The following is a 26,540-nucleotide window of genomic DNA, read 5'->3' as shown; positions in this document are numbered from 1 at the left end:
AAACGATGCTGTCAGAAGACTTGCAGAAAGCTCTCGACGCCGCCTTCGTGTCGGCGCGCATGGAAGGTCACGAGCTGCTGACCGTCGAGCACCTGCTGCTGGCACTGCTGTCCGACACGCAGGTGTCGGAGGCGCTGACCGCGGCGGGCGCCGACCTGGACAAACTCGAACAGGGGCTCAAGGAGTACATCCGCGGCCACGTGCAGGCGGTCAAGGACGCCGACAAGCACGAAGTGCAGCCGACGCTGTCGTTCCAGCGCGTGCTGCAGCGCGCGATCTATCACGTGCAGGCCGCCGGCAAGAAGCACGTCAGCACGCTCAACGTGCTGGTCGCGATCTTTTCGGAGAAGGACACGCACGCAGTGTTCCTGCTCGGCGAGCAGGGCGTCAGCCGCCTGGACATCGTCAACTTCATCTCGCATGGCATCGCCAAGAACGGTTCGAACGCGCCGGACAAGCCGGCCGAAGCGGCCGAGGAGCGGGAAGAGCAGGGTGACAAGACGCAGTCGGCGCAGAGCGCGCTGGAGCAGTACGCGACCAATCTCAACGAGCGGGCTGCGCAGGGCGCGATCGACCCGTTGATCGGGCGCGATCTGGAAATCGAGCGGGTCATGCAGACGCTGTGCCGCCGGCGCAAGAACAATCCGCTGCTGGTCGGCGAAGCCGGCGTCGGCAAGACGGCGATCGCCGAAGGTCTCGCCTGGCTGGTCGTGGAAGGCCGCGTGCCGGATCTGCTCAAGAACGCGGTGGTTTACAGTCTCGACCTCGGCTCGTTGATCGCCGGCACCAAGTACCGCGGCGACTTCGAGAAGCGCTTCAAGGCGGTGATTCAGGAACTGCAGAAGCGTCCCGGCTCGATCGTGTTCATCGACGAGATCCACATGATCATCGGCGCAGGCGCCGCCAGCGGCGGCGTGATGGACGCGTCGAACCTGCTCAAGCCGCTGCTGGCCTCCGGCCAGATCCGCTGCATCGGCTCGACCACCTATCAGGAATACCGCGGCATCTTCGAGAAGGACCGCGCGCTGGCACGGCGCTTCCAGAAGATCGACGTCGGCGAGCCCAGCGTCGAGGACACGGTGAAGATCCTCGAAGGCCTGCGCCAGCGTTTCGAGGAGCACCACCAGGTGCAGTTCACGCGCGGCGCGCTGCGTTCGGCGGTGGAACTGTCGTCGCGCCACATCACCGACCGCCATCTGCCGGACAAGGCGATCGACGTCATCGACGAGGCGGCGGCGCGCCTGCGCCTGCTGCCGGAGTCCAAGCGCCGCAAGACCGTGCAGGTGCGCGACATCGAGGAAACCGTCGCGCGCATCGCCCGCATCCCGCCCAAGAGCGTGTCGGCCAATGACCGCGACCGTCTGGCGACGCTGGAGCGCGATCTCAAGCTGGTGATCTTCGGCCAGGACAAGGCGATCGAGCAGCTCACCGCCTGCATCAAGCTGGCACGCTCCGGTCTGGGCAATCCGGAGAAGCCGATCGGCAACTTCCTGCTCGCCGGCCCGACCGGCGTCGGCAAGACCGAGGTCACGCGCCAGCTGGCGCAACTGCTCGGCATCGAGCTGATCCGCTTCGACATGTCCGAGTACATGGAGCGGCACACGGTGTCGCGCCTGATCGGCGCGCCGCCGGGCTACGTCGGCTTCGACCAGGGCGGCCTGCTGACCGAGGCGGTGATCAAGCACCCGCACGCGGTGGTTCTGCTCGACGAGATCGAGAAGGCGCACCCGGACGTGTTCAACCTGCTGCTGCAGGTCATGGACCACGGCTCGCTGACCGACAACAACGGCCGCAAGGCGGACTTCCGCAACATCATCCTGGTGATGACGACCAACGCCGGCGCCGAGGAATCCTCGCGGCGCACGATGGGCTTCGCCGAGCAGAGCCACCAGACCGACGCACTGGAAGTGATCCGGCGCATGTTCACGCCGGAGTTCCGCAACCGCCTCGACGCGATCGTGCAGTTCGCGCCGCTCGGGCAGGCGGAAGTCCTGCGCGTCGTCGACAAGTTCCTGCTGCAGCTGGAAGAGCAGCTCGGCGCCAAGGGCGTGCAGCTGGAGATCGACGAAGCGGCGCGCCTGTGGATCGCCGAGCGTGGCTACGACCCGAAGATGGGCGCGCGGCCCATGGCGCGCGTCATCCAGGAAAACCTCAAGCGGCCGCTGGCGGAGGAGCTGCTGTTCGGCAAGCTCGCCAACGGCGGGCGCGTGCACGTCGAACTGGGCGACGACAAGACGCTCCGGTTCGAACTCGAAGGGCGCGAGAAGGCGGCGCAGCTGGAGCCTGTTTGAGGTCAAGGCCCGCAGAAACGAAAAAGCCCGCGCAAGCGGGCTTTGTTTTCGGATGAAGGGCGCCCTTGCGACGCTGGATCCCCAGCTTCGCTGGGGCCCCCCTCCACGCTACTCGGGCTTTACTTGTCCCGGAACGTGATGCGTCCCTTGGTCAGGTCGTAGGGCGTCAGCTGCACGGTGACCTTGTCACCGGTGAGGATGCGGATGTAGTGCTTGCGCATGCGTCCGGAGATGTGGGCGATGACGACGTGCCCGTTTTCCAGCTTCACGCGGAACGTCGTGTTGGGCAACGTTTCCGTCACCACGCCGTTCATCTCGATGTGATCTTCCTTTGCCATGTGCCCCGTCAAGCTCTGCGAGGGGCGCATTATTGGGGCGAGGATCAAATGTTTCAACCGCCGACCGCCGGCGTCGGGCTGGCGAGCCAGCCGCGGGCGGTGAGGGTTTCCAGCGGCTGGAAGCGCTGCTTGTAGGCCATCTTGCCGCTTTCCGGCACCCAGTAGCCGAGATAGACGTAGGGCAGGCCGCGCTCCTGGGCGTGGCGGATCTGTTGCAGCACGGCCAGCGTGCCGAGGCCGCGCGCGGCTTCCTGCGGATCGAAGAACGTATAGACGGCCGACAGCGCCAGCGGCAGATGATCGACGACGGCGACGCTCAGCAGCCGGCCGTGCGCGCGGAAGCACCAGAAGTTGACCGGGGCCCAAGGGCATTCGAGAAAGGCGTGAAAAGCCTGCCGGTCGTAGGGATCCATGCCGCCATCGGCGTGTCGGCCGAGCAGGTAGCTGCGGTACAGCGCGTAGTGCTCGTCGCCGAGCCGGGTTTCGAGGCTCAGCTGCAGGTCGGTGTTGGCGTCGAGGCAGCGGCGCTGTGAGCGGCTCGGCCGGAAGCGGGCGACCGGCACGCGCACCGGAATGCAGCGTGTACAGTCGCGGCAATGCGGACGATAGACATGGCCGCCGCTGCGGCGGAAGCCCATCTCCAGGAGACGCTGGTAGCGCGGCGCGTTGAGGGTCCACTCCGGATCGACGAATGCGCTGCGGGCGGCGCGGCCGCTCAGGTAGCCGCAGGCGTGCTCGGCGCTCAGATACAGGCGGATCGGCGAGCTGTCGTTCATCGCGTCGGGCGCGGCAGGTGTTCGGCCGCGCCGGGGTGATCGATCTCGAAGCGCCAGGCCGACGGGCGCCGCGCGTCTTCACGCGACAGGGCCAGCCGGCGCAGGAACTCGGCGCGCGGCATCTCGGTGGCGCCGAGACTCTGCAGGTGCGCTGAGTTGATCTGGCAGTCGATCATTTCGTAGGCCCAGGCATCAAGCTGCCGGCACAGCCAGTACAAGGCGATCTTCGAGGCGTCATCGGTGCGCGAGAACATCGACTCGCCGAAGAACACGCCGCCCAGAGCGACGCCGTACAGGCCGCCGACCAGTTCGCCGGCGCGCCAGACCTCGACGCTGTGCGCGTAACCGAGTTCGTGCAGGCCCCGATAGGCGCGCCGCATGTCCTCGCCCAGCCAGGTGCCGCGGCTGCCGCGGCGCGGACCGGCACAGGCGTCGAGCACCTCGCTGAAACGCAGGTCGAGCGTCACCGCGTGGTCGGCCTTGCGGATCGACCGGCGCAGCGAGCGCGAGACGTGCAGGGCCGAAGGCAGCAGGACCGCGCGCGGGTCGGGACACCACCAGAGGATGGGTTCGTCCGGGTTGTACCAGGGGAAGACGCCTTGTGCGTAGGCACGCAACAAGCGCGTCAGCGACAGGTCGCCGCCGATCGCCAGCAGGCCATTGGGCTCGCGCATGGCCAGGTGCGCGGGCGGAAACGGCTGGTGCGGGTTGCGCGGGTCCAGCCAGTGCAGGCGGACGGGGCTATCCATCTCCGGCAAGCGGCGCGGTCATGCCGGAAGCATACGCCAGCTCGAATCCGCCGGCGGACGTGATCAGTGGAAGGTGGGCGCCACCGCCGGCACATCCCGCAGGGCCCACTGGACCACCGCGTCGTGTTCGAAGCGGGAGATCGGTTCGCCCTCGGTCGGCGGGCCCGCCTCGGCGAGGCGGCCGTCCGCGTCGAAGCGGATATGCGCACCGGCCGTCTGCACGCGCACCTCGTTGCCGTCGGCCTTGGCTTCCAGCGTCAGCTGCAGGTAATGCAGGTCATGCCCGGCGAACTCGGGAATGCGATCCACGCCGATGGCGATCTGAGCGGCCTGCTCGGCGCTGAACTCGCGGATGCCTCCTTCCGGCGTGATGACGAAGTGTCGCGTCTGCGTGCCCATGGCGGTACTCGTGCTTCGGGTCCTTCAATAGCTTGGACTGCGATTCCTTATGAAGGTTTACGGCGGATTTTCAAGAGGCTTGAACCCACGGGTTCCGTTGGTCCGTCCGCTATACTCCGTTCATCCACCCATTGAACCGGCGACATGATTTCTGAATGGCACGCGATGCGGGCGGCTGGCCCGGTGCTTGAGCGATCAAAGCGGGTTGCCGCTTCATTCGCACAGGACCGGCTCTGCCCCGCTGATCCGGCCCCGCGAGCCTTTTCGCACCCGCCGCGCGGCGGGCAGCGCCGGTTCACGGGTTCAGACTGCCTGCGGCCGCATCGATAGGCCGTCGCTGCATGCTCAGAAGCAAATCCCACGCCATGGACGCGGCTGCGGGTCCGAGCTGGCTGGAGCGTCTGCCGCGGGAAGCGGCCATGCTGGTCTGCCTGGGGCTGTCGCTGTTCCTGCTGGTCACGCTGGTCAGCTTCGATCCCAACGACCCCGGCTGGTCGTCGTCCGGCACCGGCGAGCCGGTGCGCAATCTGGCCGGTACCGTCGGTGCCTGGATGGCCGACGTGCTGCTCTACCTGTGCGGTTACGTGGCATTCCTGCTGCCTTGGGCCGTGTTGCTGATCGGCGTGCGCATCTTCCGCAATCCTGACGCGAGCGACGCGGGCATGCCGCGTGGTGTGCGCATCGCCGCCTGGCTGCTGTTCCTGGCCAGTCTCGCCACCCTGGCCGACCTGTACGTCGGCAAGCCCGATTCGTGGACGCGCTATCACAGCGGCGGTATCGCGGGCGCCTTGCTGGCCGAGCAGCTGGTGAAGGTGCTCAGCGCGTTCGGCGCCAGCCTGCTGCTGCTGACGCTCGCGGTCGCCGCCGCGCCGCTGGCGCTGATGTTCTCGTGGCTGCGCGTGATGGACCGGCTCGGCGGCTGGGTCATCGCTGCCATCCAGCGGCGGCGCGTGGTAGTCACTGAAGCGTCCGGCGACGCAAGCTCGGCCGGGTTGGCCGAACCCGCGCTCGCCGGTCAAGAGGTCGAGCCGGACGAGGCGCCAGGCGAGGCGCGGACGCCGGGCCGCGAGCGCAAGCGCCGCAAGGCGCCGACCCTGCACGGGACTGCCGAAGAGCAGCTGGAACTGCTGCCGGAGCCGGCGCCGAAGAAGCCGCGCAGTCAAAAAGGCAAGGACGCTGCGACGCCGGTACCGGCCTTCGACGGCGATCCGCTGCCGCCGGTCACGATGCTCGATCCGCCGCGGCCGTCGGGCCGCCAGTACACCAAGGAAGAGCTCGAACACCTGTCGCGCGAGGTCGAGCGTCACCTGGCATCGTTCGGCGTCAAGGCCGAGGTCGTCGCGGCCACACCGGGTCCGGTGATCACGCGCTTCGAGCTGCAGCCGGCGCCGGGCGTGAAGGGTTCGCAGATCACCAACCTGTCGCGCGACCTGGCACGCTCGCTGTCGGTGGCCAGTGTGCGCGTGATCGAGGTCATCGAGGGCAAGTCGGTCATCGGCCTGGAGATCCCGAACCAGAAGCGCGAGATGGTCATGCTGCGCGAGATCCTGGACTCGACCGCCTACCGCAACTCGTCGTCGCCGCTGACGATGGCGCTGGGCAAGGACATCGCCGGCCATCCGGTCGCCTTCGATCTCGCCAAGATGCCGCACCTGCTGGTCGCCGGCACCACCGGCTCGGGCAAGTCGGTCGCGATCAACGTGATGATCCTGTCGATGCTGTTCAAGGCGACCAGCGATCAGGTGCGCTTCATCTTCATCGATCCGAAGATGCTGGAGTTGTCGGTCTACGAGGGCATTCCGCATCTGCTGACGCCGGTCGTGACCGACATGAAGGATGCCGCCAACGCGCTGCGCTGGTGCGTCGCCGAGATGGAGCGCCGCTACCGCCTGATGTCGGCGCTGGGCGTGCGTAATCTCGCCGGCCTCAATCGCAAGATCGAGGACGCCGAGCGGGCCGGCGAGGCGATCCGCGACCCGCTCAAGACGGTGCCGCCGGACCTGTTCGACGCCGAGGCGATGCCGTTGCCCGAAGTCCTGCAGCCGTTGCCGAACATCGTCGTGGTCATCGACGAGCTGGCCGACATGATGATGGTCGTCGGCAAGAAGGTCGAAGAGCTGATCGCGCGCATCGCGCAGAAGGCGCGCGCCGCCGGCATCCACCTGATCGTCGCGACGCAGCGGCCCAGCGTCGATGTCATCACCGGCCTGATCAAGGCCAACATCCCGTCGCGCCTCGCGTTCCAGGTGCCGTCGCGCGTCGATTCGCGCACGATCCTCGACGAACTGGGCGCCGAGACCCTGCTCGGTCACGGCGACGGCCTGTTCCGGCCGATCGGCGCGAGCCGCCTCGACCGCGTGCACGGCGCCTTCGTCGATGACCACGAAGTGCACAAGGTCGTCGCCTATCTCAAGCAGGTCGGTCCGCCGAACTACATCGAGGACATCTGTGCCGACGAGGCGCCGGCCAATGCGGGCGGCGAAGGCGGCGACGACGCCGAAGCCGATCCGCTCTACGACCAGGCGGTCGCACTGGTGCTGGAGACGCGCAAGGCGTCGGTGTCCTGGGTGCAGCGCCGGCTCAAGATCGGCTACAACCGCGCCGCGCGCATGGTCGAGCAGATGGAAGCCGCCGGCATCGTCGGTCCCAGCGGTCCGGGCGGCAACCGCGAGATCCTCGCGCCCGGCGGCCGCGAGTGACGGTTCAGACGCCGCTCAGGGCCGTGCCGCAGACTCACGGCATCAACCTCGACTCCACTGGACCTCGATGATCCGCATCGTTCTGTTTGTGTTCCTCGCCGTCCTGGGTCTGCGCGCCGAAGCCGCCGAGCCGACCGTGCGCCTGCAGCGCTTCCTGCAGGACGTGACCGCGCTGTCGGCGCATTTCGAGCAGACCCAGACCGCCGACGACGGCAAGGTTCTGGCCACGCGCGCCGGCCGTTTCCAGCTCGCGCGTCCGGGCCGCTTCCGCTGGCACTACCAGACGCCCTACGAGCAGCTGATGGTCTGCGACGGCCAGCGCATCTGGAACTACGAGCCGGATCTCGCACAGGTGACCGTGCGCGACGCGCGCGACATCCTGCGCGACACGCCGGTCGCGCTGCTCGCCGAGGGCAAGCGCCTGGAGGAGCGCTTCAGCGTGACCGAGGGCGGCATGGAAGGCGAGGTGCAGCGCCTGATCCTCGAGCCCAGGACCGCGGACGCCGACTTCCGCCGCGTCGAGCTGTGGCTGCAGCCCAATGGGGTGCCGGTGCGCATGCGCCTGCACGATCCGCTTGGCGGTGTCAGCGACATCCGCTTCAACGACGTGCAGCGCAATGCGCGCATCGACGCGGCGCAGTTCAGTTTCGCGCCGCCGGCCGGCGTCGAGGTCGTGCAGATGGACGGCGCTCCGCAGTGAACGGTGTTGCGCCGGCCGACGCGAACGCGCGGGCGGCTCGCCCCCTCGCCGAGCGCATGCGCCCGCGCACGCTCGACGAAGTGGCCGGACAGGCACACCTGCTGGGTCCCGGCGCGCCGCTGCGCACGCTGCTCGAAGCGGGCAATGTCCCCTCGATGGTGTTCTGGGGCCCGCCCGGGGTCGGCAAGACGACGCTGGCGCGCCTGATCGCCGGGTACACGAACGCGCAGTTCCTGACGCTGTCGGCGGTGCTGGCCGGCGTCAAGGACATCCGCGACGCGGTGGCGCAGGCGCAGGTCGCGCGCGACGGGCTCGCGCGCCAGCGCACCATTCTGTTCATCGACGAGATCCACCGTTTCAACAAGGGTCAGCAGGATGCGCTGCTGCCCTTCGTCGAGGATGGCACGCTGACGCTGATCGGCGCGACCACCGAGAACCCGTCGTTCGAGCTCAACGCCGCGCTGCTGTCGCGGCTGCGCGTGTTCGTGCTGCGCTCACTGGAACCGGCCGACATCCGCGCCCTGCTGGCGCGCGCGCTGACCGATCCCGAGCGCGGCCTCGGCGCCGCGGCCGACGCGATTCCGTCGTCATGGCTGGATCGCCTGGCGGAAGTCGCCGACGGCGATGCGCGGCGCGGCCTGGTGCTGCTCGAAACCGCGGTGGAACTGGCCCGCGCGCAGCAGCACACCGACGATGCGACCTTGGAACGTCTGGTCGGCAAGGGCCTGCGCCGCTTCGACAAGCAGGGCGAGAACTTCTACGACCAGATCTCGGCGCTGCACAAGTCGGTGCGCGGCAGCGATCCGGACGCGGCGCTGTACTGGTTCGCGCGCATGCTCGACGGCGGCTGTGATCCGCACTACGTCGCGCGCCGCGTGCTGCGCATGGCGATCGAGGACATCGGCCTGGCCGATCCGCGCGCGCAGGAGCTGTGCCTGGCGGCCTGGGACAGCTACCAGCGGCTCGGCACTCCCGAAGGCGAGCTGGCGCTGGCGCAGGCCATCGTCTATCTGGCCTGCGCGCCGAAGAGCAACGCCGTGTACACGGCCTACAAGGCCGCGCGGCAGCTGGTCGAGGACAGCGGCACGCTGGAGGTGCCGATGCACCTGCGCAACGCGCCGACGCGGCTGATGCAGGACCTCGGTTACGGCAGCGGCTATCGCTACGATCATGACGAAGGCGGCGCGCATGCGGCTGGTCAGCAGTTCCTGCCCGACCGCCTGGCCGGCACCGAGCTGTACCATCCGACCGGCCGCGGCATCGAGCAGCGCATCTCCGAGCGGCTGAATGTGCTGCGCCAGCAGCGCAGCCCGAAAAAGCCGCGCTAGCTGGCCCTACAATGTGTGCCTCCTTGGCCGAGACCTTGCCACTCCATGCTTGACGTCAAACTCCTGCGCAGCGATCCGCAGCGCGTCGCCGACCAGCTCGCGCGTCGCGGCTTCGTCCTCGATCTCGCCGCCTTCAACGAACTGGAAGCGCGGCGCAAATCCGTGCAGACGCAGACCGAGCAGCTGCAGGCCGAGCGCAACAGCCGCTCGAAGGCGATCGGCATCGCCAAGGGCAGGGGCGAGGACGTCGCGCCGCTGCTCGCCGACGTCGAGCGCCTCGCCGGCGAACTCGAATCCTGCAAGCAGCAGCTCGACGGTGTGCAGAACGCGCTCAACGCGCTGCTGCAGGGCCTGCCGAACATCCCGCAGGCCTCGGTGCCGGACGGCAAGGACGAGCACGACAACGTCGAACTGCGGCGCTGGGGCACGCCGCGCAGTGCCGAAGGCGCGCGCGATCACGCCGACCTGGGCGAGGCACTGGGCCTGATGGACTTTGCTGCCGCGGCCAAGCTGACCGGCGCGCGCTTCACCGTGCTGCGCGGCGGCCTGGCGCGCATGCAGCGCGCGCTGATCCAGTTCATGCTCGACGTGCACACGCAGGAGCACGGCTACGAAGAGCTGTACGTGCCCTACATCGTCAACGCCACCAGCCTGTTCGGCACCGGCCAGTTGCCCAAGTTCGGCGACGACCTGTTCGCGCTGCGCGGCGAGCTCGACTGGCGCCTGATCCCCACGGCGGAAGTGCCGGTCACCAACCTGCTGCGCGACGAGATCCTCGACCCGGCGAACCTGCCGCGACGCTGGGTCGCGCACACGCCCTGCTTCCGCGCCGAGGCCGGCGCCGCCGGCCGCGACACGCGCGGCATGATCCGCCAGCACCAGTTCGAGAAGGTCGAACTGGTACAGGCGACCCTGCCGGAAAAGTCCAACGATGCGCACGAGGAGCTGACCGGCCACGCCGAGGCGATCCTGAAGAAACTCGACCTGCCGTATCGCGTGATGGCGCTGTGCACCGGCGACATGGGCTTTGCGTCGGCGAAGACCTACGACCTCGAAGTCTGGCTGCCGAGCCAGAACCGCTACCGCGAGATCTCGTCCTGCTCCAACTTCGAGGATTTCCAGGCACGGCGCATGCTCGCGCGCTACCGCCATCCGCAGACGAAGAAGCCCGAACTGCTGCACACACTCAACGGCTCGGGCCTGGCCGTCGGCCGCACGCTGGTCGCGATCGTCGAGAACTACCAACAGGCCGACGGCTCGATCGCCGTGCCGGACGCACTGGTCGGCTACATGGGTGGCGTGCGCCGCATCGGCGGCTGAGCCTCAGGTTTCCGGTTCGTCGGTTTCGCGGCGCAGCCGGTCGAGCCGGCGCCGCGCTTCGTCGGCCTCGGCCGCGTCGCGCCGCTTCTGTTCCTTGGTGCGACCGAAGCGGACGCGGTTCGCGGCCGCCTGTTCCTCGGCGGCCTGACGTTCCTTCTGCTTGCGGAAGCGGTTGAGGTTGACGACCTTGGCCATGTGATGACCGTAACCGAAACTCAGAGCTTTGTCGCGCGCAGGCGCAGCGCGTTGGCGATGACGGACACCGACGAGAAGCTCATCGCCGCGCTGGCGAGGATCGGCGACAGCAGCAGGCCGAAGACCGGATACAGCACGCCGGCCGCGACCGGCACACCCAGCGCGTTATAGACGAAGGCGAAGAACAGGTTCTGGCGGATGTTGCGCATCGTGCCCCGCGACAGGCGCACGGCCTTGACGATGCCGCGCAGGTCGCCCTTGACCAGCGTGACGCCGGCGGACTCCATCGCCACGTCGGTGCCGGTGCCCATCGCGATGCCGACCTGGGCCTGCGCCAGCGCCGGCGCGTCGTTGACGCCGTCGCCGGCCATCGCGACGAAGCGGCCCTGCGCCTGCAGCTTCTTGACGATCGCCGCCTTGTCCTGCGGCAGCACGTCGGCGACGACGTCATCGAGGCCGAGCGTGGCGCCGACGGCCTTGGCCGTGCGCGTGTCGTCGCCGGTGAGCATGATCACGCGGATGCCTTCGGCCTTGAGCGCCTGCACGGCTTCGGGCGTGGTCTTTTTGATCGCATCGGCGATCACCAGCAGTCCGGCGAGCCGGCCGTCGATGATCGCGTAGACCGCCGTCGCGCCGCCTGCGCGCGCCTCGTCCGCGCGCACGGCGAGCGCGCCGCCATCCAGCTTCTGTTCTTCGAGCAGGCGCAGATTGCCGACCATCACGCGCCGGCCATCGACCGAGCCCCAGACGCCGCGGCCCGGATCGGAGCCGAAGTCGGTCACTGCGGCCGGAACCACGCCGCGCGCCCGTGCGCCCTCGACGATGGCGCGCGCGAGCGGATGCTCACTGCTGGCCTCGACCGCTGCGACCAGCCGCAGCACAGTTGTCTCGTCGAAACCGCCGGCAGCGACGACGCGCTGCAGCGATGGCCTGCCGTCGGTCAACGTGCCGGTCTTGTCGACGACGATCGTATCGACCTTTTCCAGCGTTTCCAGAGCGGCGGCGTCGCGGATCAGCACGCCTTCCTGCGCGCCGCGGCCGACACCGACCATGATCGACATCGGCGTCGCCAGGCCCAGTGCGCAGGGGCAGGCGATGATCAGCACCGACACGGCGACGACCAGCGCGTGCGCCAGTGCAGGTTGTGGGCCGAACATGGCCCAGACCAGCGCGGCGATCGCGGCGGTCGCGACCACGGCTGGCACGAACCACGCGGAGACGACGTCGGCGAGGCGCTGGATCGGTGCACGCGAGCGCTGCGCCTCGGCGACCATGTGCACGATCTGCGACAGCAGCGTCTCGGCGCCGACGCGCTCGGCGACCATCACGAGGCTTCCGGTACCGTTGACGGTGCCGGCGCTGAGGGGCGCATCGGCCTGCTTGCGCACCGGATCGGGCTCGCCGGTCAGCATCGACTCGTCCACGTGGCTGTTGCCCTCGATGACCCGGCCGTCCACCGGAATCTTCTCGCCGGGGCGCACGCGCAAACGATCGCCGGCCTGCACCCGGTCGATGTCGATATCGGATTCGTGGCCATGATCGTCGATACGATGGGCGACGCGCGGTGTGAGCTGGAGCAGCGCCTTGATCGCGCTCGAGGTCTGCGAACGTGCACGCAGTTCCAGCACCTGACCGAGCAGCACCAGCGTGATGATCACCGCCGCGGCTTCAAAGTACAGCGGCGCGCGGCCATGCTCCAGGAAGGCCGGCGGCAGCCACTGCGGCAGCAGCAGGCCGGCGGCGCTGAACAGCCAGGCCGCGCCGGTGCCGATCGCGATCAGCGTGAACATGTTGAGATGGCGCGTGACGATCGACTGCCAGCCGCGCTCGAAGAATGGCCAGCCGGCCCAGAGCACGACCGGTGTCGCCAGCAGTCCCTGCAGCCAGCCGTTCCAGCCGGCGTGTGCGGGCAGGAGGCCGATCATCGGCCCCATCGCCAGCAGCAGTGTCAGCGCCGACAGCGGTACGCTGATCCAGAAGCGGCGCGTCATGTCGCGCAGCTCGGAGTCATCGGTCTCGGCAGTGGGATTCCAGGGTTCCAGTGCCATGCCGCAGATCGGGCAGGTGCCGGGATGATCCTGGCGCACTTCCGGGTGCATCGGACAGGTCCAGATCGTGCCGGCTGCCGATGGTGCGACGGGTTTGGCCGCGGCCGACGGTGACGTCGCCGCATGGCCGCAGCAGGATGGCGCGGGTGCGTGCACCTCCGGCTGCTTTTGAGGATGGGTTCCGCAGGCGTGTTCGGCCGGGGATTTCCCGCCGTGCGTGCCGTGATGCGCGCCGCACTGGTGTTCGCTGTGCCCTGTCATGACCGATCCTCCCCGTTGAGCGCCGACAGGATCGGGCAGACGCCGGCATCGCCATGGCCGGGACAGGCGTCGGTGAGCTGGCGCAGGCCGTCGCGCACGCGCTCCAATTCGCGGAGCTTGTTTTCGATTTCGGCGAGCCGGCGCTGCGCGAGGCGCTTCACCGCCTTGACGTCATTGCGGCGGTCGGAGAGTTCGAGCAGGCCGGCGATCTCGTCGAGCGTGAAGCCGAGCGCCTTGGCGCGGCGGATGAAGCGCAGGCGCTGGACCGCCTGGAGCGGATATTCGCGGTAGCCGGACGGCCGCCGCGGCGGTTCCGGCAACAGGCCGGCGCGTTCGTAGTAGCGCACCGTATCGATGCCGACGCCGGCGTGTTCGGCGAGCTGGCTGACTTTGAGACTGGGCATACACATGCTCCGCAATCGGGCTTGCGAAGCATGCTAAACCCTGGACCAAGGTCCAGAGTCAAGCGTCGGCAACAAAGCGGATTCAGGCGGCTTTGCGCCAGGATTCGGCGCGGGCCAGCAGATCGCGGAAGAACAGCGCCGAAGGTTCGCGCGATTCGGCCTCGGCGCGCAGTTCGTCCCAGCTCAGGCCGACGGATCCGCCATCCGGCGCGAACAGCCAGACGCCGCGCTGATCGACATCGACCAGCGTCAGCTCGTCGGCGGGCGAGTGGTGTTCCGGCGCAGTCGTGATGACGTCGATGTCCATGACCTGACTCTGCTGAGCGATGCGGTGGCGTATCCAGTTCCGATGCGTGCCAGCGTGCCCACCGGGCCGCGGGCCGACATTGATCTGCGTCAGAAGATCGGACGCCGCCGACCTTTACACAGGGGGCGCGCGCCCAGCGGCAGCGCCGCGCGGACCGACGGTGTCAGCCGGCGAGTTCGCGGTGCCGCGGACAGCTCACGAGGTGGTCGTTGACCACGCCCATCGCCTGCAGGTACGAGTAGACGATCGTCGAGCCGACGAACTTGAAGCCGCGCCGGAGCAGGTCCTTGCTGATCCGGTCCGACAGCTCGGTCTTCGCCGGCACGTCCTTCATCGAGCGGAAGCGGTTGACGACCGGTTCGCCATCGACGAAGCCCCACAGGTAGTCCGCAAAACTGCCGAACTCCGCCTGCACCTGCAGGAATGCGCGCGCATTGGTCCGCGCCGACCAGACCTTCAGCCGGTTGCGGACGATGCCCGGGTCGAGCATCAGCTTCTCCAGCTTCGCGTCGGAGTAACGCGCGACGCTGGCCGGATCGAAGTCCGCGAACGCGCGCCGGTAGCCGTCACGCTTCTCCAGGATCGTGCGCCAGGACAGCCCCGCCTGCGCCCCTTCCAGCACCAGGAACTCGAACAGCACGCGGTCGTCGCGTTGCGGTACGCCCCATTCGTAATCGTGGTAGGCGCGGTATTCGGGCGTGGCGGTGGACCAGGGGCAGCGCTCCATGTCAGGCAAAGCGCACCCGCTGTCCGCGCGGCTGCGGATTCACCGCACCGTTCTCGTAAACGATCTCGCCGTTGACCCAGGTGGCGACGACGCGGGCGGGCAGCGTGCGGCCCTCCAGCGGCGACCAGCCGCACTTGTACAGCACGTTGGACTTGTGCACGCGGGTCTCGCCGTGCGGGTCCACGAGCACCAGATCGGCCCAGTAGCCCTCGCGCACGTAGCCGCGGTCGCGGATGCCGAAACGCTCGGCCGTCGCATGGCAGGCCTTGTGGACGACGGTGCGCATGTTCATCTCGCCCTTCTTGACCAGGTCGATCAGCATCAGCAGCGAGTGCTGCACCAGCGGCAGGCCGGATGGTGCCTTGAAGTAGCTCTGCGCCTTTTCCTCGGCGGTGTGCGGCGCGTGGTCGGTGGCGATGATGTCGATGCGGTCCTGCATCACCGCCTGCACCAGGGCCTTGCGGTCCTCCGGCGTCTTGATCGCCGGGTTGCACTTGATCAGATTGCCGAGCGCGGCGTAGTCACGTGCGTCCATCGCCAAGTGATGCACGCAGGCTTCGACGGTGATCTGCTTGTTCGCCATCGGCCCGGCAGTGAAGAACTCCAGTTCGCGCGCGGTGGTCAGGTGTAGCACGTGCAGCTGCGTGCCGTGCTTCTTCGCCAGCCCCACCGCCAGCTCGGTGGACTTGTAGCAGGCCTCGACCGAGCGGATGTTCGGATGCTCCCAGGCCGGGACGTCCTCGCCGTACTTCGCGCGCGCGGCGTCCTCGTTGAGCTTGATCGTCGGCGTGTCCTCGCAGTGCGTGACCACGATCAGCGGGCAGCGCGCGAAGATGCCCTCCAGCACCTTGGGATCATCGACCAGCATGTTGCCGGTCGAGGCGCCCATGAACACCTTGAGCGCGCAGGCCTCATCCCGTTGCAGGGCCTCGATCTCGGCCAGGTTGTCGTTGGCGGCGCCGAAGTAGAACGCGTAGTTGGCGAAGCTGCGCCCCTGCGCAGCGGCATATTTCTCGGCGAGCAGCGCCCGCGTGGAGATCGTCGGCTTGTTGTTGGGCATGTCGAAGTAGGTCGTCACGCCGCCGGCGACCGCCGCACGCGATTCCGAATGGAGATCACCCTTGTGCGTCAGGCCCGGCTCGCGGAAGTGCACCTGGTCGTCGATCAGCCCGGGCAGCAGCCACTGACCCTTCGCGTCATAGATCACGGTGCCGGCCGGCGCGGTGATCTGCCTGGCGATCTTCTCGATGCGTCCGTTCCTGATCAGCACGTCGGCCGCGATCTCGTGCTCCTCGTTGATGATGTGGGCATTGGTGATCAGCATGGCCGGCTCCTTCGGGTGATGACGTGCATGGTAATCGGTTTGATCGCCGCGCCGGGCGTATGATCGGCGGCACAGGCGCATCCCGAGGAGAGCGGCGAGCCATGAGCGAACGGACCCATTACGGTGCCTGCAACCTGTGCGAGGCGATCTGCGGCCTGGAGTTCAAGGTCCGCGAGGGACACATCGTCTCGATCAAGGGCGACGCCGCCGATCCGCTGTCGCGCGGGCACATCTGTCCCAAGGCGGTCGCGCTGCAGGACCTCCATGAAGACCCCGACCGCCTGCGCCGGCCACAGAAGCGGGTCGGCGAGTCCTGGGTCGAGGTCGGCTGGGACGAGGCCTTCGACGACATCGCCGACCGCCTCGCCACGATCCACGCCACGCATGGCGCCAACAGCATCGCCGCCTACCTGGGCAATCCGAGCGTGCACAACTGGGGCAACCTGACCCACAGCAGCGCGTTCCTCGGCCCGCTGAAGACGCGCAGCCGCTATTCCGCGACCTCGGTCGATCAGCTGCCGCACCAGCTCGTCGCCTACTGGCTGTACGGGCACCAGCTCGCGATCTCGGTGCCGGACATCGACCGCAGCCGCTACATCCTGATGCTCGGCGCCAACCCGATGGCGTCGAACGGCAGCCTGTGGACGGTGCCGGACTTCCGCAACCGGCTCAAGGCGATGCAGGCGCGCGGCGGCAAGCTGGTGCTGATCGACCCGCGCCGCACCGAGACCGCGGAAGTCGCCGACGAGCACCACTTCATCCGGCCCGGCGCCGACGCCGCGCTGCTTTTGGCCCTGCTGAACACGATCTTTGCCGAGGACCTCGCGCAGCCGGGCCGCTTGGCCGAGTTCAGCGACGGCCTCGATCGGGTCGCCGAGGCGGTACGGCCATTCACGCCGGAGCGCGCCGCGGCGGTGACCGGCATCGACGCCGGAACGATCCGCCGCATCGCGCGCGAGTTCGCCGCGACCGGCGCCGCGGCGGCCTATGGTCGCATGGGGGTATCGACGCAGGCGCACGGCACACTGTGCCAGTGGGCGCTGGCGATGCTCAACATCGCCACCGGCAATCTCGACCGCGAGGGCGGCATGATGTTCCCGCGTCCGGCGATGGACCTGGTGAAGGGGCCGGGCTCCAAGCCGGGCCACTACGCGGTGTGGAAGTCGCGCGTGCGCGGCCTGCCGGAATTCGGCGGCGAGCTGCCGGTCGCCGCGCTGGCCGAGGAGATCCTCACGCCGGGTGACGGACAGGTGCGGGCGCTGATCACCATCGCCGGCAACCCGGTGCTGTCCACGCCCAACGGCCGCCAGCTCGAAACGGCGCTGGGCGCGCTCGACTTCATGGTGTCCGTGGACTATTACCGCAACGAGACCACGCGCTTCGCGCACTACATCCTGCCGCCGACCGGTGGTCTGGAGCACGACCACTACGACATCATCTTCCACCACTTCGCGGTGCGGAACACCGCCAAGTACAGTCCGGCGATCTTCCCCAAACCGCAGGGCGCGCTGCACGACTGGGAGATCTTCACGCAGCTCGGCCGCCGTCTGCGCGCGCGCCTGCAGCCGGATGCGCGCAAGCCGCTGCTGCAGCGCCTGACCTCGCGCATCAAGGACGGGATCATGATGCGCATGCCACCGCACCGGATGCTGGATCTTGCCATCCGCAACGGCGCCTACGGCAAGAACTCCGCGCACAAGCTCACCCTCGCCAAACTCAGGGCCGCGCCGCACGGCATCGACCTCGGACCGCTGCAGCCCGAGCTGCCCAGGCGCCTGTTCACCCGGGACAAGCGCATCCATTGTCTCAACGACGCGCTGACTGCCGAGATCGCGCGCTACGACCGCGTGCTGGCCGAACAGCAGGCGCGCGCGCCGCAGGCCGGCGAGCTGTGGCTGATCGGCCGCCGCCACGTGCGCAGCAACAATTCGTGGATGCACAACGCCCAGCGCCTGGTCAAGGGCAAGCCGCGCCACCAGCTGTTCATGCACCCGCAGGATCTCGCCGCACGCGGCCTGACCGACGGCCAGACGGTCCGCGTCAGCTCGCGTGTCGGCAGCGTCGATATCGAGGTCCAGGCCACCGACGCCATCATGCGCGGCGTCGTCTCCCTGCCGCACGGCTGGGGTCACGCGCGTCCCGGCGTGCAGCAGCGCATCGCCCGCGAGCACGCGGGGCAGAGCGTCAACGACCTGACCGATGACCGTTACCTGGATCGGCTCTCCGGCAATGCCGCACTCAACGGCGTGGCGGTGACCGTGGAATCCGCGGGACGGGCGGCGGCGCGGGCTGCCTAAGCATAGCCGATCGCCGATCGACCAGCCTTCATGCCGGACCGCGGGACCGGTAGGCGGCGCGCAGCTGGGCGACGGTGCCGGCGCCTTCGGTGAACACGAACAGCCACAGCACCGGCGGTCCGCCCAGGCCGACGATGAACCACACCAGCACGAGGGCGACGTAGAGCCGTGCCCAGCCGTCGATCACCGCGAACAAGCCGACCGGATGCAGCAGGCGCGCGACGACCCAGACGCTGACCAGCGCGCCGGTGAGGCAGACGAACAGCAGATGGATCGGCTCGAAGGTCGGGGCGACCGGGTTGCCGCCGAGCAGGCCGTTGAGCCAGTACAGCGTCGCGATGAACTGGGGCGCCAGCGGCGGCAGCGCCAGCATCCAGGTCACGGCGGAATCGAGCCAGGCCCAGAAGCGGACCGTGCGGGCGGGAATGTGGTCGTAGCGCATGAGGCGTGCGTAGGGCGTGCCGGCGAATACGTCCGCGGCAGCATGCCCGGATTCACGAACCTGGGCCAGCACGGCGACGACCGCCGGCAAGGGCGCCGCGATGCGCTTCGGATTAGAGTGTGCGGCGGACCGGTCCGGCGGTCCGCGATCCCTGGCGACAGATCATGAAGACAGCGTGGTTCACGAGCATGGCGTTGGCGCTCATCATCGGCCTCGGGCCTGCGGCCGCGCAGGATGGATCGGGCGAGCCGCTGTCGGCGGCGGAACTGGCGCGCTGCGCGCAACAGGTGCAGCAGTTGCGCGCCGAGTCCGCGCGCATCCTGGCCGACAGCGCGCGGCTCGATGCGCAGCGCGGTCGCATCGACGAGCGCCGGCGCCGGATCGAGGCCGATGCGGCGACGCCGGATCGTGGTGACCTGGCGCAGCGTCTGGCCCTGAGCGACCGCCGCCAGCAGCTGAGCGCCGAGGCAACCGCCTTCAACGCGCGCATCGAGCAGCTCCGCGGCGAGATCGCGTCGATCAACGCGGTCAAGCTCGATTACGAGCGCGGCTGCGCGCAGCGGCCTTACCGCCGCCGCGATCTCGAACGGCTGCCGCAGGCGGCGCAGGAGGCGATGCGCGCTGGTCTCGACGACGTGCGCGTGCCGTACATCGAGGCAGTGACGCCGGTAGCGGCCGAAGTCTCGCAGGCGGAGACCGCGCAGTAGCTTCAGCGCGCTCCTTCAGGGGGTGAAGGCGCGGCTTCGTCGAGCAGCGGCAGCAGGTCGTCGGCGAGCGCGCGCAGGAACTGCACCGGCAGCGCGCTGGTGAAGCTGTAGCGCGCCGCGTCGGCGCCCGGGACGTAGGCGGTGAGGCTGCCGAACCAGCGGTCGTCGATCATGAACACGAAGGTCGCCGAGCGGCTGACGACGCGCGAGGTGACGACGCGGCCACCGCGGCTGTGGATTTCATAGCGGTGGTCGCCAGTGCCGGTCTTGCCGCCCACCGGCAGGGGGCGGCCGTCGCGCTTGAAGCCGCCCTTGAGCCGGCGCGCGGTCCCTTCTTCGACGACGTCGATCAGCGCGGCACGCAGCGCTCGCGCGACGGCCACCGGCAGCACGCGTTCGGCCGGCGCGGGCACGCGTTCCAGCTCGGTGTCGTAGGGCGTGCCGGTGGCGAAACGCAGCCGTTCGATGCGCACCGACGGCAGGCGCAGGCCGTCGTTGACGATGATGCCGATCAGCTCGGCGAGCGCCGCGGGCCGGTCGCCGGAGGCCCCGATGGCGCTGGCATAGGACGGTGTCAGCGACTCGAACGGGTAGCCGAGCCGGCGCCAGCGCTGCAGGATGTCCTCGAAGGCCTCGGTTTCCATCATCGTGCGGATGCGCACGTCCTGCGCGGCGCGGCGGCCGGTGCGGAACAGCCAGCCGTACACGTCCTGACGCTCGGCGTGGCTGGCAGCGGTGACTTCGGCGAGGCCGGCGTGGGGGTGCGCGCGCAGATGGGCGACCAGCCACAGTTCCAGGGGATGCACGCCGGCCAGATAGCCGCGGTCGGCGAGGGGATGGCGTTCCGGCGCGTAGCGCCGATACAGCTCGCGCAGGGCGGCGTCGCCGAGTGTCTGCTCGGCCAGATGCTCGCGCATCAGCGCGGCGAAGCCCGCGAAGTCCAGTTCGGGTCGCACGCTCAGGATCGCCATGGCCGTGCGGCTGGGCGTGCGCGACACGCCCTGCAGCAACAGTTCCAATGCCTCGTCCGCACTCTTGCCGCGGTACTTGCGGAAGAAGCGCGCGAGGAACTGGCGGCCTTCGCGGTCGGCGAAGCGGGCGAGGTAATCCTGGCGCAGCGGATCACCGGCGTCTTCGAGCAGCTGCGCGGCGGCGCCTTCGGGCTGGTACATCGCGTAGGCGACGATGTCGCGCATCAGGCGGATGAACACCAGGTTGACCGAGCGGCGGAAGGCTTCGCGCACCGTGAGCACGCGGCCGTCGTCGGCCGGATCGAAGTTGGAGAAGCTGTGCTGGCCGCCGCCGGTGAAGAACTGCGTCGCCGGGCTGGCCGAATAGCGGCGCTCCATCGCCGCATCGAGCATGGCGTCCAGGCTGCGGTCCTGCGCCGCGGCCAGATAGTCCAGCGCCCAGGCGCCGAGCGCGTCGCGGTCGTGGCGCGGTGCCTGGCGCAGCGCGTCCGCCGTCTGTCCGGCGTGGCGCGCATGCAGCTCGGCGACGATCTCCAGGTAGGTGGCGAGGGTGCGCAGCTTGGCCGTCGAGCCGAGGTCGAGCCGCGCACCCTGGTTGAGGTCGAAGGGCTGATCGACGTTGTCGGTCTGCACGAGCAGGCGGTTGCGATCGGTGCCGCGCTCGAACAGCGTGAAGCTGACGACGAGCCGCGCCGGATCGTCGCCGTCGCGCAGCAGGCGTTCGCCATACAGGCCCTTGGTGCGGGCGCGTTCCGGCGTGCGCAGCTGGCGCAGCGCGTCGGTGATGCGCGCCTGCAGCGCGGCGTCGAAGGTTCCGGTGGCGGTCAGGTCGAGCCGGTCGAGGTCGTAGAGGCTGGTGCTGCGCAGCTGGGCGGCGAGCTGCGTGCGCAGTGCGTTGGGCGCCTTGAGCGCGACGAACGCGGGCGCCGCTTCGCTCGGTGGTGGGGCGAAGCGCAGCTTCTGCGCCAGCGCGGCGTCGCGCAGCGCCGGCGGCACGATGCCCTCGGCCGCGAGCAGGCGCAGATGGGCGTCGGTCAGGGCGTCGAGCTCGGCGGCGCCTTGCAGCAGGTAATAGGACGGGCGGCGCTGCGCGACGAGCAGCGACAGCGCCTGCTTGTAGGCGAGCGCGCGCTGTGCGAGGTCGCCGGCGTCGTCGGCGAGCAGGCGGTTGATTTCGGCGAAATCGCGGCCGTACCAGGCCCACAGGCCGTCACCGATGCCGTTGACCTCGCCGAACGCGGCGCGCGCGGCCAGCGGCACGGTGTTGAGATAGTCGAGGACGATGCGCCGGCGCGCGGCGCGTGTGTCCGCACCGTCGAGATAGGCGCGCACCGAGGCCGAGGCCATCTGCCGCAGCTTCTCGGCCGGCGAGTCGGTGCGGCCGCCGGGGGAGTGGCGGTACTTCTCGATCTGGGTCGCCAGCGTGCTGCCGCCCGGTGTCGCGCGTTCCGGGTCGAAGCGGCTGAGCAGTTGGTCGAGCACGGCACGGCTCAGGCGCCCCCAGTCGATCGCCGGGTTGCGGGTCGGCCGGTCATCGTCGAGCAGCCCGCGGTTCTCGATGTGCAGCAGGCTGGCGACGAGCCGCGGCGGGATCGCGCCGAAATCCGCGTACTGGCGCAGCGGATACCAGGCCGCGTACAGCGGCGTGCCGCGGCGATCGAGCAAGCTCAGGCCGGCGGCGCTCTTCTCGTGGTAGGGCAGGAACAGGCCGCGATCGGCCAGGCGCAGCATCGTCGACGACTGCCGGGCCTGCGCGACGATGCGGTAGTCACGGGCTTCCAGCTGCGCCAGCAGGCGCGGCAGCGCGCTGTAGCCCAGGCGCAGGTCGTAGGGTCCGTCGTCGGGGAAACGGATCGCCGGGCTCGGCCCCGGCTCGACGTGGTAGCCGAGGTCCGCGGCGAGTCCGGCGAGGTAGCGCGCCTGCAGCCGCGAGCTGCGCAGTTCGTCGCGGATGGCGAGTGCCACGAGCGCCACCGCCAGCAGCCCCGCCGCGACGAGAACAAGGCGCAGCCGGCGACGCCCGGAGCTTGCCGGGTGCCGTCGTGGCGCTGGAGCGATGGGCGCGCCGGGGGGAAGCGTGCCGGGTTCGTTCACGGGCCGTCCTGGCCGTCGGAGGTTTATGTCGATAGGAGATTCTGCATCGGGTGCGCCGGGAACCGCGACCGGTGCATCAGGTCGCGTCCGACGAGGCCTGCGGGAAGATCGCGCGGATGCGCAGCACCTCGTCCTGCTGATCGAGGAAGGCGGCCACGCAGGCGGGATCGAACTGGTGGCCGGATTGGTCGCGCAGATAGGCGAAGGACCGTTCCAGCGTCCAGGCGGGCTTGTAGCAGCGCGCGCTGGTCAGGGCGTCGAAGACGTCGGCGACGGTGACGATGCGCGCCTCGACCGGAATCGCCGCGCCGGCGAGCCCGTCGGGATAGCCGCGCCCGTCCCAGCGTTCGTGATGGTTGCGCGCGATGGCCAGCAGGCCGCCGACGTAGGGCATGTCGGCCAGCTGCAGGTCGTCGAGCAGCTTCCTCAGAATGATCTCGCCCTTGAGCGGGTGCTGGCGCATGACCGCGAGTTCGCGCTCGGCCAGCGAGCCTGGCTTGAGCAGGACCGCGTCTGGCGTGGTGATCTTGCCGATGTCGTGCATCGGCGCGAACAGTTGCACGTGTTCGACCCAGTCGTCGTCGCGCCCGAGCGTGCCGGCCAGCGCGCGCGCGATCAGTCCGGAGTAATGCGCCATGCGGCTCAGGTGGCTGCCGGTCTCGTCGTTGCGCAGGTAGGAGATCTCGCGCAGCAGCTGCATGCCGCCGGTCAGCGTCGCGATGGACTTGAGCTTGCGGTCGATCATCAGCGCGATGATCTGCACGAACAGGTCGAGCTGCGCCGTCACCCGCGCGTCGAACGCGTGGGGCGTGTCGGCATTGAAAAAGACGAAGCCGACGAAGCGCGCGCCGTCGTACAGCGGCACCGTGTAGCTGGAACGGAAGCCGGCCGCGGCGATGGCGCGCGAGTGCGCCTGCTCGCCGAGTTCGACGGCCTGCAGGTCCGCGATGACGCGCTTCTCGCGGCTGCGGCGGAGGCTGTCGAGCCAGTGGGCCGAGGTCAGTGTCGTGCGGTAGTGCGAGATCGGCGTCGTGTCCGCCGGGCTGTACAGGAACGTGCGCAGCTCGTCGGTCTGCGCGTCGTGCAGCACCACCGAGATGCGCCGGACATGCGGGAAATGGCGCTGCACCTCCTCGTGCAGCACTCCCAGCTGGCGGTTGAGCGCTTCCATGCGACGGCTCCGGTGCGCAAGTACGGTAGCCGAGCGTAACAGCCCGCTGCCGGGCGCCAGAGCGTGCCGACGCCGGATTCAGACGGGCGCAGTCTCGTAGCCGGACCAGCGGCGCTGTTCGTAGTCGAACAGCTTGCAGCGACGGAAGGTGTCGAACAGTCCGTTCCAGGTGAAGCGGTACTCGTGGATGTAGCGGGCGTAGTGCGCCTTGAGGTCGGCGTAGGCCTGCGGCAGCCGGTAATACGGGATGTGCGGATTCACGTGGTGGGGGACGTGGATCATGATGTTGTGCGTGAGCGTTTCCATCAGCCACGAGAAGCGCACGACCGTGCTGCAGTACAGCTGCGCGATCGCCGGACTCCACTGCTCGCGCTGCACGAAGAACGGGATGTCCGGATGCGTGTGGTGCAGGTAGATGAACAGTGCGATGAAGTAGTTGAAGACGATGAATGGCAGGATCACCGCGCACAGCACGCCAGCGATGCCGCCGCCGTAGGTCCAGGCCAGTGCCGAAGCGGCCAGCGCGAACACCAGCGTCAGCAGCTTGTTGTTGCGCATGCGCGTTCGTTCGTCCGCCGTCTGGCCGGGGTTGAAGCGCACCATGCGCGTCCACCAGACGTGGATCAGGTAATGCAGCGCGCAGCCCCAGGGCGTGCGCTCAATGCGGTACAGCCTGCGCCGGGCCGGAGACGCCGCGGCGTACTCTTCCGGCGTCCACGGCCGCCAGATCCAGTCGAGCGTCGACAGCGAGGTGAAGCCGTGGTGCACGCGGTTGTGGCCGAAGGCCCACAGCCGGTACATGTTCAGCGACGGCAGCATCGCCAATGTGCCGAACAGTTCGGCGATGCGGCGGTTCTCGAACAGCGCACCGTGCGCGGCGTCGTGCGCCCAGACGAACAGGAAGGCGACGCAGCAGCCGGCGCCCAGTCCGCCGAGCAGCTTCAGCCACAGCGTGTCGGCGGACAGCGCGACCGTGATGCAGACGGCGTACAAGGCGAAGTCCAGCGCCAGCGGACCGAAGGTGCGTGGCATCGAGCGCTGCTCGCAGGCCGGGTCGATGTGTGCGCGGACTTCGCGCAGGCTGGTCTTGCGCAGTTCGGCGAGCTGCAGGGATTCCGTCGTTTCTTCGATCGTGGCGGACATGGGAATACGGGTGCGGGTGGGCGGCAGCGAGCCGCGGCGGCGGTGCGTCGGCGGCGAGGATTGCGGGCCTGCCGCAGCGCCGGGTTGACCTGGATCAATGCGTCGCGGGTGGTGCCCGCCACGATCGAACCGTCCGGTGGACCTGGAGCGGCACGAGGCACCATGTGTGAACTGTTTGCGATGTCGAGCCGGCTGCCGGCGACGGTGCGCTATTCGTTCGCCGAGTTTGCGCGGCACGGCGGCGGCACGGCTCCGCACGCGGACGGCTGGGGTATCGGCTATTACGTCGATGGCGACGTGCGCGTGATCCGCGAAGCCGGGCCTGCGGTGGCGAGTTCCTGCGCGCGTCTGCTGCACGAGGTGCCGTTCTCCAGCGACCGGGTCATCGCGCACATCCGCCTGGCGACGCGCGGCGACAGGGCCTTGCGCAACACGCAGCCGTTCCAGCGCGAACTGGGCGGGCGCATGCACCTGTTCGCGCACAATGGCGCCCTGCGCATCGAGCCGCTGCAGCCGATGCTTCGCCGCGACGGGCCACTGCCGGTCGGCGAGACCGATTCGGAGCTGGCGTTCTGCCTGCTGCTGCAGCGTCTGCGCCCCTTGTGGCTGGCGAGCGAGGGGATGCCCCCGGCGGCGGACCGACTGGCCGTCGTCGTCGAGCTGGCCGCGCTGCTGCGTCCTCTCGGGCCGGCGAATTTTCTTTACTGCGACGGTGACCTGCTGTTCGTGCACGCACACCGGCGCACGCAGGCACCGGGGCGGATCGAACCACCGGGCCTGCACCTGCTCGAACGGCACTGTCCGCTCGAGATGGCCCGCGTCGAAGTGCCGGGGCTGGAGATCGGCGCCGCCGCCAGCGGCGCGCAGGACGTGGCGCTCGTCGCCAGTGTGCCGCTGACGGATGAAGCCGGCTGGCGGCCGCTGGCCGAAGGCGAGGTGTTGGCGATCCGCGGCGGACGCGTGCTCAACGTGCAGCCAGCAGCGCGTTGACGACTTCCGCCAGCGGTTCGCGCCAGTGCCGGCCGTTGCCGATCAGCGCCCAGGTCGCGGTCTTGTCGAGCACGCTGTACGCCGGCCGGCGCGCCGGCGTCGGGTAGTCCTGCGTGCGGATCGGCACGATCGGTGCCGGCGTCGCAGCGAGATGCGGCAGCGCCAGTTCGCGGACGGCGCAGGCGAGGTCGTACCAGCTCGCGGCGCCGGCATCGGAAAAGTGATAGATCCCCGCGGGGGCGTTCGCTTCCAGCAGCGCCCACAGCGCGCGCGCCAGCGAGGTCGCCGCGGTCGGCGTGCCGATCTGGTCGGCGACGACGCGCAGTTCCGGCTTCTCCTGCATCAGGCGCAGCATCGTCTTGACGAAGTTGCTGCCGTGCGCGGAATACAGCCACGCGGTGCGCACGACGAGGGCGGAAGCTGCGGCGTCGAGCACGCCCCGTTCGCCCTCCAGCTTGCTCTGACCATAGACGCCCAGCGGCGACGGTGCGTCGTCCGGCAGGTATGGCGAGGACTTGCAGCCATCGAACACGAAGTCGGTCGATATGTGAACGATGCGTGCGCCGATCCGGGTGGCCGCGAGTGCGAGGTTGCGCGCGCCGTCGCGGTTGACCCGGAACGCCGCATCGGCGTCCGACTCGGCGCGGTCGACCGCGGTGTACGCGGCGCAGTTGATCACCACCTGTGGGCGCAGGGATTCGAGGTGGCGCATGACCGCGGTGGCGTCGGTGATGTCGAGTTCCGGCAGATCGACGCCGTGAGTCTCGGTGCCGGCGGGCGGGCTGCGTGAGAGTTCGATCCCCAGCTGGCCCTTGCACCCGGTGACGAGGACGGATCTCATCTGACGACTCCCTCGTTT

The 26,540-nt window shown here is 69.1% G+C and carries 23 protein-coding genes; 8 read left to right on the top strand and 15 right to left on the bottom strand.

Translation table 11 applies throughout. From position 1 onward, the window contains the following. Nucleotides 1-5 precede the first annotated feature (5 nt). Nucleotides 6-2,291, top strand: coding sequence for an ATP-dependent Clp protease ATP-binding subunit ClpA (gene clpA, locus AAG565_RS04535; protein WP_348818364.1), 2,286 nt, complete (start codon nt 6-8; stop codon nt 2,289-2,291). Between the two features lie 119 nt (nt 2,292-2,410). Here clpA and infA read toward each other — a convergent pair whose 3' ends face one another. The 4 genes from infA to AAG565_RS04515 form a co-directional block, all read right to left on the bottom strand. Then, a complete protein-coding gene (gene infA, locus AAG565_RS04530) occupies nt 2,411-2,629 on the bottom strand; it encodes a translation initiation factor IF-1 (RefSeq protein ID WP_348818363.1) in 219 nt (72 codons plus the stop codon). A gap of 53 nt (nt 2,630-2,682) precedes the next feature. Then, the gene (locus tag AAG565_RS04525; RefSeq protein WP_348818362.1) at nt 2,683-3,405 is read right to left on the bottom strand and encodes an arginyltransferase; all 723 of its coding nucleotides are present in this window, start codon (nt 3,403-3,405) and stop codon (nt 2,683-2,685) included. After that, the gene (gene aat, locus AAG565_RS04520) at nt 3,402-4,154 is read right to left on the bottom strand and encodes a leucyl/phenylalanyl-tRNA--protein transferase (protein ID WP_348818361.1); all 753 of its coding nucleotides are present in this window, start codon (nt 4,152-4,154) and stop codon (nt 3,402-3,404) included. The genes AAG565_RS04525 and aat overlap by 4 nt, the downstream gene beginning before the upstream one ends. Nucleotides 4,155-4,217: 63 nt before the next feature. After that, entirely contained in the window at nt 4,218-4,553 is a 336-nt protein-coding gene (locus tag AAG565_RS04515) for a hypothetical protein (protein WP_348818360.1), read from the bottom strand. 365 nt (nt 4,554-4,918) lie between these two features. Here AAG565_RS04515 and AAG565_RS04510 point away from each other — a divergent pair, with 365 nt between their 5' ends. The 4 genes from AAG565_RS04510 (at nt 4,919) to serS (ending at nt 10,600) form a co-directional block, all read left to right on the top strand. Beyond that, nucleotides 4,919-7,252, top strand: coding sequence for a DNA translocase FtsK 4TM domain-containing protein (locus AAG565_RS04510; RefSeq protein WP_348818359.1), 2,334 nt, complete (start codon nt 4,919-4,921; stop codon nt 7,250-7,252). A 67-nt stretch (nt 7,253-7,319) separates the two neighbouring features. Beyond that, entirely contained in the window at nt 7,320-7,952 is a 633-nt protein-coding gene (gene lolA, locus AAG565_RS04505; RefSeq protein WP_348818358.1) for an outer membrane lipoprotein chaperone LolA, read from the top strand. Between the two features lie 56 nt (nt 7,953-8,008). Beyond that, the gene (locus AAG565_RS04500; protein ID WP_348818357.1) at nt 8,009-9,280 is read left to right on the top strand and encodes a replication-associated recombination protein A; all 1,272 of its coding nucleotides are present in this window, start codon (nt 8,009-8,011) and stop codon (nt 9,278-9,280) included. 45 nt (nt 9,281-9,325) lie between these two features. Continuing rightward, a complete protein-coding gene (gene serS, locus AAG565_RS04495; protein WP_348818356.1) occupies nt 9,326-10,600 on the top strand; it encodes a serine--tRNA ligase in 1,275 nt (424 codons plus the stop codon). A gap of 3 nt (nt 10,601-10,603) precedes the next feature. Here serS and AAG565_RS04490 read toward each other — a convergent pair whose 3' ends face one another. The 6 genes from AAG565_RS04490 to AAG565_RS04465 form a co-directional block, all read right to left on the bottom strand. Continuing rightward, nucleotides 10,604-10,795 (bottom strand): DUF4169 family protein, encoded by a 192-nt coding sequence (locus AAG565_RS04490; protein WP_348818355.1) that lies wholly within the window; start codon nt 10,793-10,795, stop codon nt 10,604-10,606. Nucleotides 10,796-10,815: 20 nt separating this feature from the next. Continuing rightward, on the bottom strand, nt 10,816-13,104 hold the full coding sequence (locus AAG565_RS04485; RefSeq protein ID WP_348818354.1) for a copper-translocating P-type ATPase: 2,289 nt from the start codon (nt 13,102-13,104) through the stop codon (nt 10,816-10,818). Beyond that, nucleotides 13,101-13,508, bottom strand: a complete 408-nt coding sequence (locus AAG565_RS04480) for a MerR family DNA-binding protein (RefSeq protein ID WP_348818353.1) — start codon at nt 13,506-13,508, stop codon at nt 13,101-13,103. Before AAG565_RS04480 ends, AAG565_RS04485 begins: the two co-directional genes overlap by 4 nt. Before the next feature lie 82 nt (nt 13,509-13,590). Further along, nucleotides 13,591-13,815: a hypothetical protein gene (locus AAG565_RS04475; RefSeq protein WP_348818352.1), complete on the bottom strand. Its 225-nt coding sequence runs from the start codon at nt 13,813-13,815 to the stop codon at nt 13,591-13,593. 163 nt (nt 13,816-13,978) lie between these two features. Next, nucleotides 13,979-14,542 carry a DNA-3-methyladenine glycosylase I gene (locus AAG565_RS04470; RefSeq protein ID WP_348818351.1) on the bottom strand — a complete coding sequence of 188 codons (564 nt, stop codon included), beginning with the start codon at nt 14,540-14,542 and terminating at the stop codon, nt 13,979-13,981. 1 nt (nt 14,543) lies between these two features. Next, on the bottom strand, nt 14,544-15,866 hold the full coding sequence (locus AAG565_RS04465) for a dihydroorotase (RefSeq protein WP_348818350.1): 1,323 nt from the start codon (nt 15,864-15,866) through the stop codon (nt 14,544-14,546). 101 nt (nt 15,867-15,967) lie between these two features. On the opposite strand from AAG565_RS04465, the gene AAG565_RS04460 reads away from it, so the two are divergent. Beyond that, nucleotides 15,968-18,163: a molybdopterin oxidoreductase family protein gene (locus AAG565_RS04460; protein ID WP_348818349.1), complete on the top strand. Its 2,196-nt coding sequence runs from the start codon at nt 15,968-15,970 to the stop codon at nt 18,161-18,163. Nucleotides 18,164-18,191: 28 nt separating this feature from the next. Here the strand turns inward: AAG565_RS04460 and AAG565_RS04455 are convergent, their stop codons facing one another. Next, a complete protein-coding gene (locus tag AAG565_RS04455; RefSeq protein ID WP_348818348.1) occupies nt 18,192-18,695 on the bottom strand; it encodes a hypothetical protein in 504 nt (167 codons plus the stop codon). A 74-nt stretch (nt 18,696-18,769) separates the two neighbouring features. On the opposite strand from AAG565_RS04455, the gene AAG565_RS04450 reads away from it, so the two are divergent. Next, nucleotides 18,770-19,312: a hypothetical protein gene (locus tag AAG565_RS04450; protein ID WP_348818347.1), complete on the top strand. Its 543-nt coding sequence runs from the start codon at nt 18,770-18,772 to the stop codon at nt 19,310-19,312. 2 nt (nt 19,313-19,314) lie between these two features. On the opposite strand, the gene AAG565_RS04445 is transcribed toward AAG565_RS04450, so the two are convergent. The 3 genes from AAG565_RS04445 to AAG565_RS04435 all read right to left on the bottom strand — a co-directional run bounded on the left by AAG565_RS04445 (nt 19,315) and on the right by AAG565_RS04435 (nt 24,691). Further along, nucleotides 19,315-22,248 carry a transglycosylase domain-containing protein gene (locus AAG565_RS04445; protein WP_348818346.1) on the bottom strand — a complete coding sequence of 978 codons (2,934 nt, stop codon included), beginning with the start codon at nt 22,246-22,248 and terminating at the stop codon, nt 19,315-19,317. Nucleotides 22,249-22,453: 205 nt separating this feature from the next. After that, on the bottom strand, nt 22,454-23,548 hold the full coding sequence (locus AAG565_RS04440) for an HD domain-containing phosphohydrolase (protein WP_348818345.1): 1,095 nt from the start codon (nt 23,546-23,548) through the stop codon (nt 22,454-22,456). A gap of 78 nt (nt 23,549-23,626) precedes the next feature. Beyond that, nucleotides 23,627-24,691 (bottom strand): fatty acid desaturase, encoded by a 1,065-nt coding sequence (locus tag AAG565_RS04435; RefSeq protein WP_348818344.1) that lies wholly within the window; start codon nt 24,689-24,691, stop codon nt 23,627-23,629. 162 nt (nt 24,692-24,853) lie between these two features. Here AAG565_RS04435 and AAG565_RS04430 point away from each other — a divergent pair, with 162 nt between their 5' ends. Continuing rightward, complete coding sequence (locus AAG565_RS04430; RefSeq protein WP_348818343.1) at nt 24,854-25,681, top strand: class II glutamine amidotransferase; 828 nt, start codon at nt 24,854-24,856, stop codon at nt 25,679-25,681. Here AAG565_RS04430 and rfbD read toward each other — a convergent pair. Further along, complete coding sequence (gene rfbD / locus AAG565_RS04425; RefSeq protein WP_348818342.1) at nt 25,656-26,522, bottom strand: dTDP-4-dehydrorhamnose reductase; 867 nt, start codon at nt 26,520-26,522, stop codon at nt 25,656-25,658. The two genes, AAG565_RS04430 and rfbD, sit on opposite strands and share 26 nt — an antisense overlap. Nucleotides 26,523-26,540: the final 18 nt, after the last annotated feature.

Source organism: Fontimonas sp. SYSU GA230001, assembly GCF_040066175.1.
GTDB lineage: Bacteria > Pseudomonadota > Gammaproteobacteria > Nevskiales > Nevskiaceae > Solimonas.
This window is presented reverse-complemented; position numbering and strand designations above follow the sequence as displayed.

What these genes read in the sequence shown, in the direction of transcription:
- AAG565_RS04490 (WP_348818355.1), bottom strand. Translation starts at nt 10,795, where the DNA reads ATGGCCAAGGTCGTCAACCTCAACCGCTTCCGCAAGCAGAAGGAACGT.
- AAG565_RS04475 (WP_348818352.1), bottom strand. Translation starts at nt 13,815, where the DNA reads ATGGACATCGACGTCATCACGACTGCGCCGGAACACCACTCGCCCGCC.
- AAG565_RS04500 (WP_348818357.1), top strand. Translation starts at nt 8,009, where the DNA reads ATGCGCCCGCGCACGCTCGACGAAGTGGCCGGACAGGCACACCTGCTG.
- AAG565_RS04460 (WP_348818349.1), top strand. Translation starts at nt 15,968, where the DNA reads ATGAGCGAACGGACCCATTACGGTGCCTGCAACCTGTGCGAGGCGATC.
- AAG565_RS04515 (WP_348818360.1), bottom strand. Translation starts at nt 4,553, where the DNA reads ATGGGCACGCAGACGCGACACTTCGTCATCACGCCGGAAGGAGGCATC.
- infA (WP_348818363.1), bottom strand. Translation starts at nt 2,629, where the DNA reads ATGGCAAAGGAAGATCACATCGAGATGAACGGCGTGGTGACGGAAACG.
- AAG565_RS04525 (WP_348818362.1), bottom strand. Translation starts at nt 3,405, where the DNA reads ATGAACGACAGCTCGCCGATCCGCCTGTATCTGAGCGCCGAGCACGCC.
- AAG565_RS04485 (WP_348818354.1), bottom strand. Translation starts at nt 13,104, where the DNA reads ATGACAGGGCACAGCGAACACCAGTGCGGCGCGCATCACGGCACGCAC.
- serS (WP_348818356.1), top strand. Translation starts at nt 9,326, where the DNA reads ATGCTTGACGTCAAACTCCTGCGCAGCGATCCGCAGCGCGTCGCCGAC.
- AAG565_RS04440 (WP_348818345.1), bottom strand. Translation starts at nt 23,548, where the DNA reads ATGGAAGCGCTCAACCGCCAGCTGGGAGTGCTGCACGAGGAGGTGCAG.
- AAG565_RS04450 (WP_348818347.1), top strand. Translation starts at nt 18,770, where the DNA reads ATGAAGACAGCGTGGTTCACGAGCATGGCGTTGGCGCTCATCATCGGC.
- AAG565_RS04510 (WP_348818359.1), top strand. Translation starts at nt 4,919, where the DNA reads ATGGACGCGGCTGCGGGTCCGAGCTGGCTGGAGCGTCTGCCGCGGGAA.
- rfbD (WP_348818342.1), bottom strand. Translation starts at nt 26,522, where the DNA reads ATGAGATCCGTCCTCGTCACCGGGTGCAAGGGCCAGCTGGGGATCGAA.
- AAG565_RS04480 (WP_348818353.1), bottom strand. Translation starts at nt 13,508, where the DNA reads ATGCCCAGTCTCAAAGTCAGCCAGCTCGCCGAACACGCCGGCGTCGGC.
- AAG565_RS04435 (WP_348818344.1), bottom strand. Translation starts at nt 24,691, where the DNA reads ATGTCCGCCACGATCGAAGAAACGACGGAATCCCTGCAGCTCGCCGAA.
- clpA (WP_348818364.1), top strand. Translation starts at nt 6, where the DNA reads ATGCTGTCAGAAGACTTGCAGAAAGCTCTCGACGCCGCCTTCGTGTCG.
- aat (WP_348818361.1), bottom strand. Translation starts at nt 4,154, where the DNA reads ATGGATAGCCCCGTCCGCCTGCACTGGCTGGACCCGCGCAACCCGCAC.
- AAG565_RS04430 (WP_348818343.1), top strand. Translation starts at nt 24,854, where the DNA reads ATGTGTGAACTGTTTGCGATGTCGAGCCGGCTGCCGGCGACGGTGCGC.
- lolA (WP_348818358.1), top strand. Translation starts at nt 7,320, where the DNA reads ATGATCCGCATCGTTCTGTTTGTGTTCCTCGCCGTCCTGGGTCTGCGC.
- AAG565_RS04465 (WP_348818350.1), bottom strand. Translation starts at nt 15,866, where the DNA reads ATGCTGATCACCAATGCCCACATCATCAACGAGGAGCACGAGATCGCG.
- AAG565_RS04470 (WP_348818351.1), bottom strand. Translation starts at nt 14,542, where the DNA reads ATGGAGCGCTGCCCCTGGTCCACCGCCACGCCCGAATACCGCGCCTAC.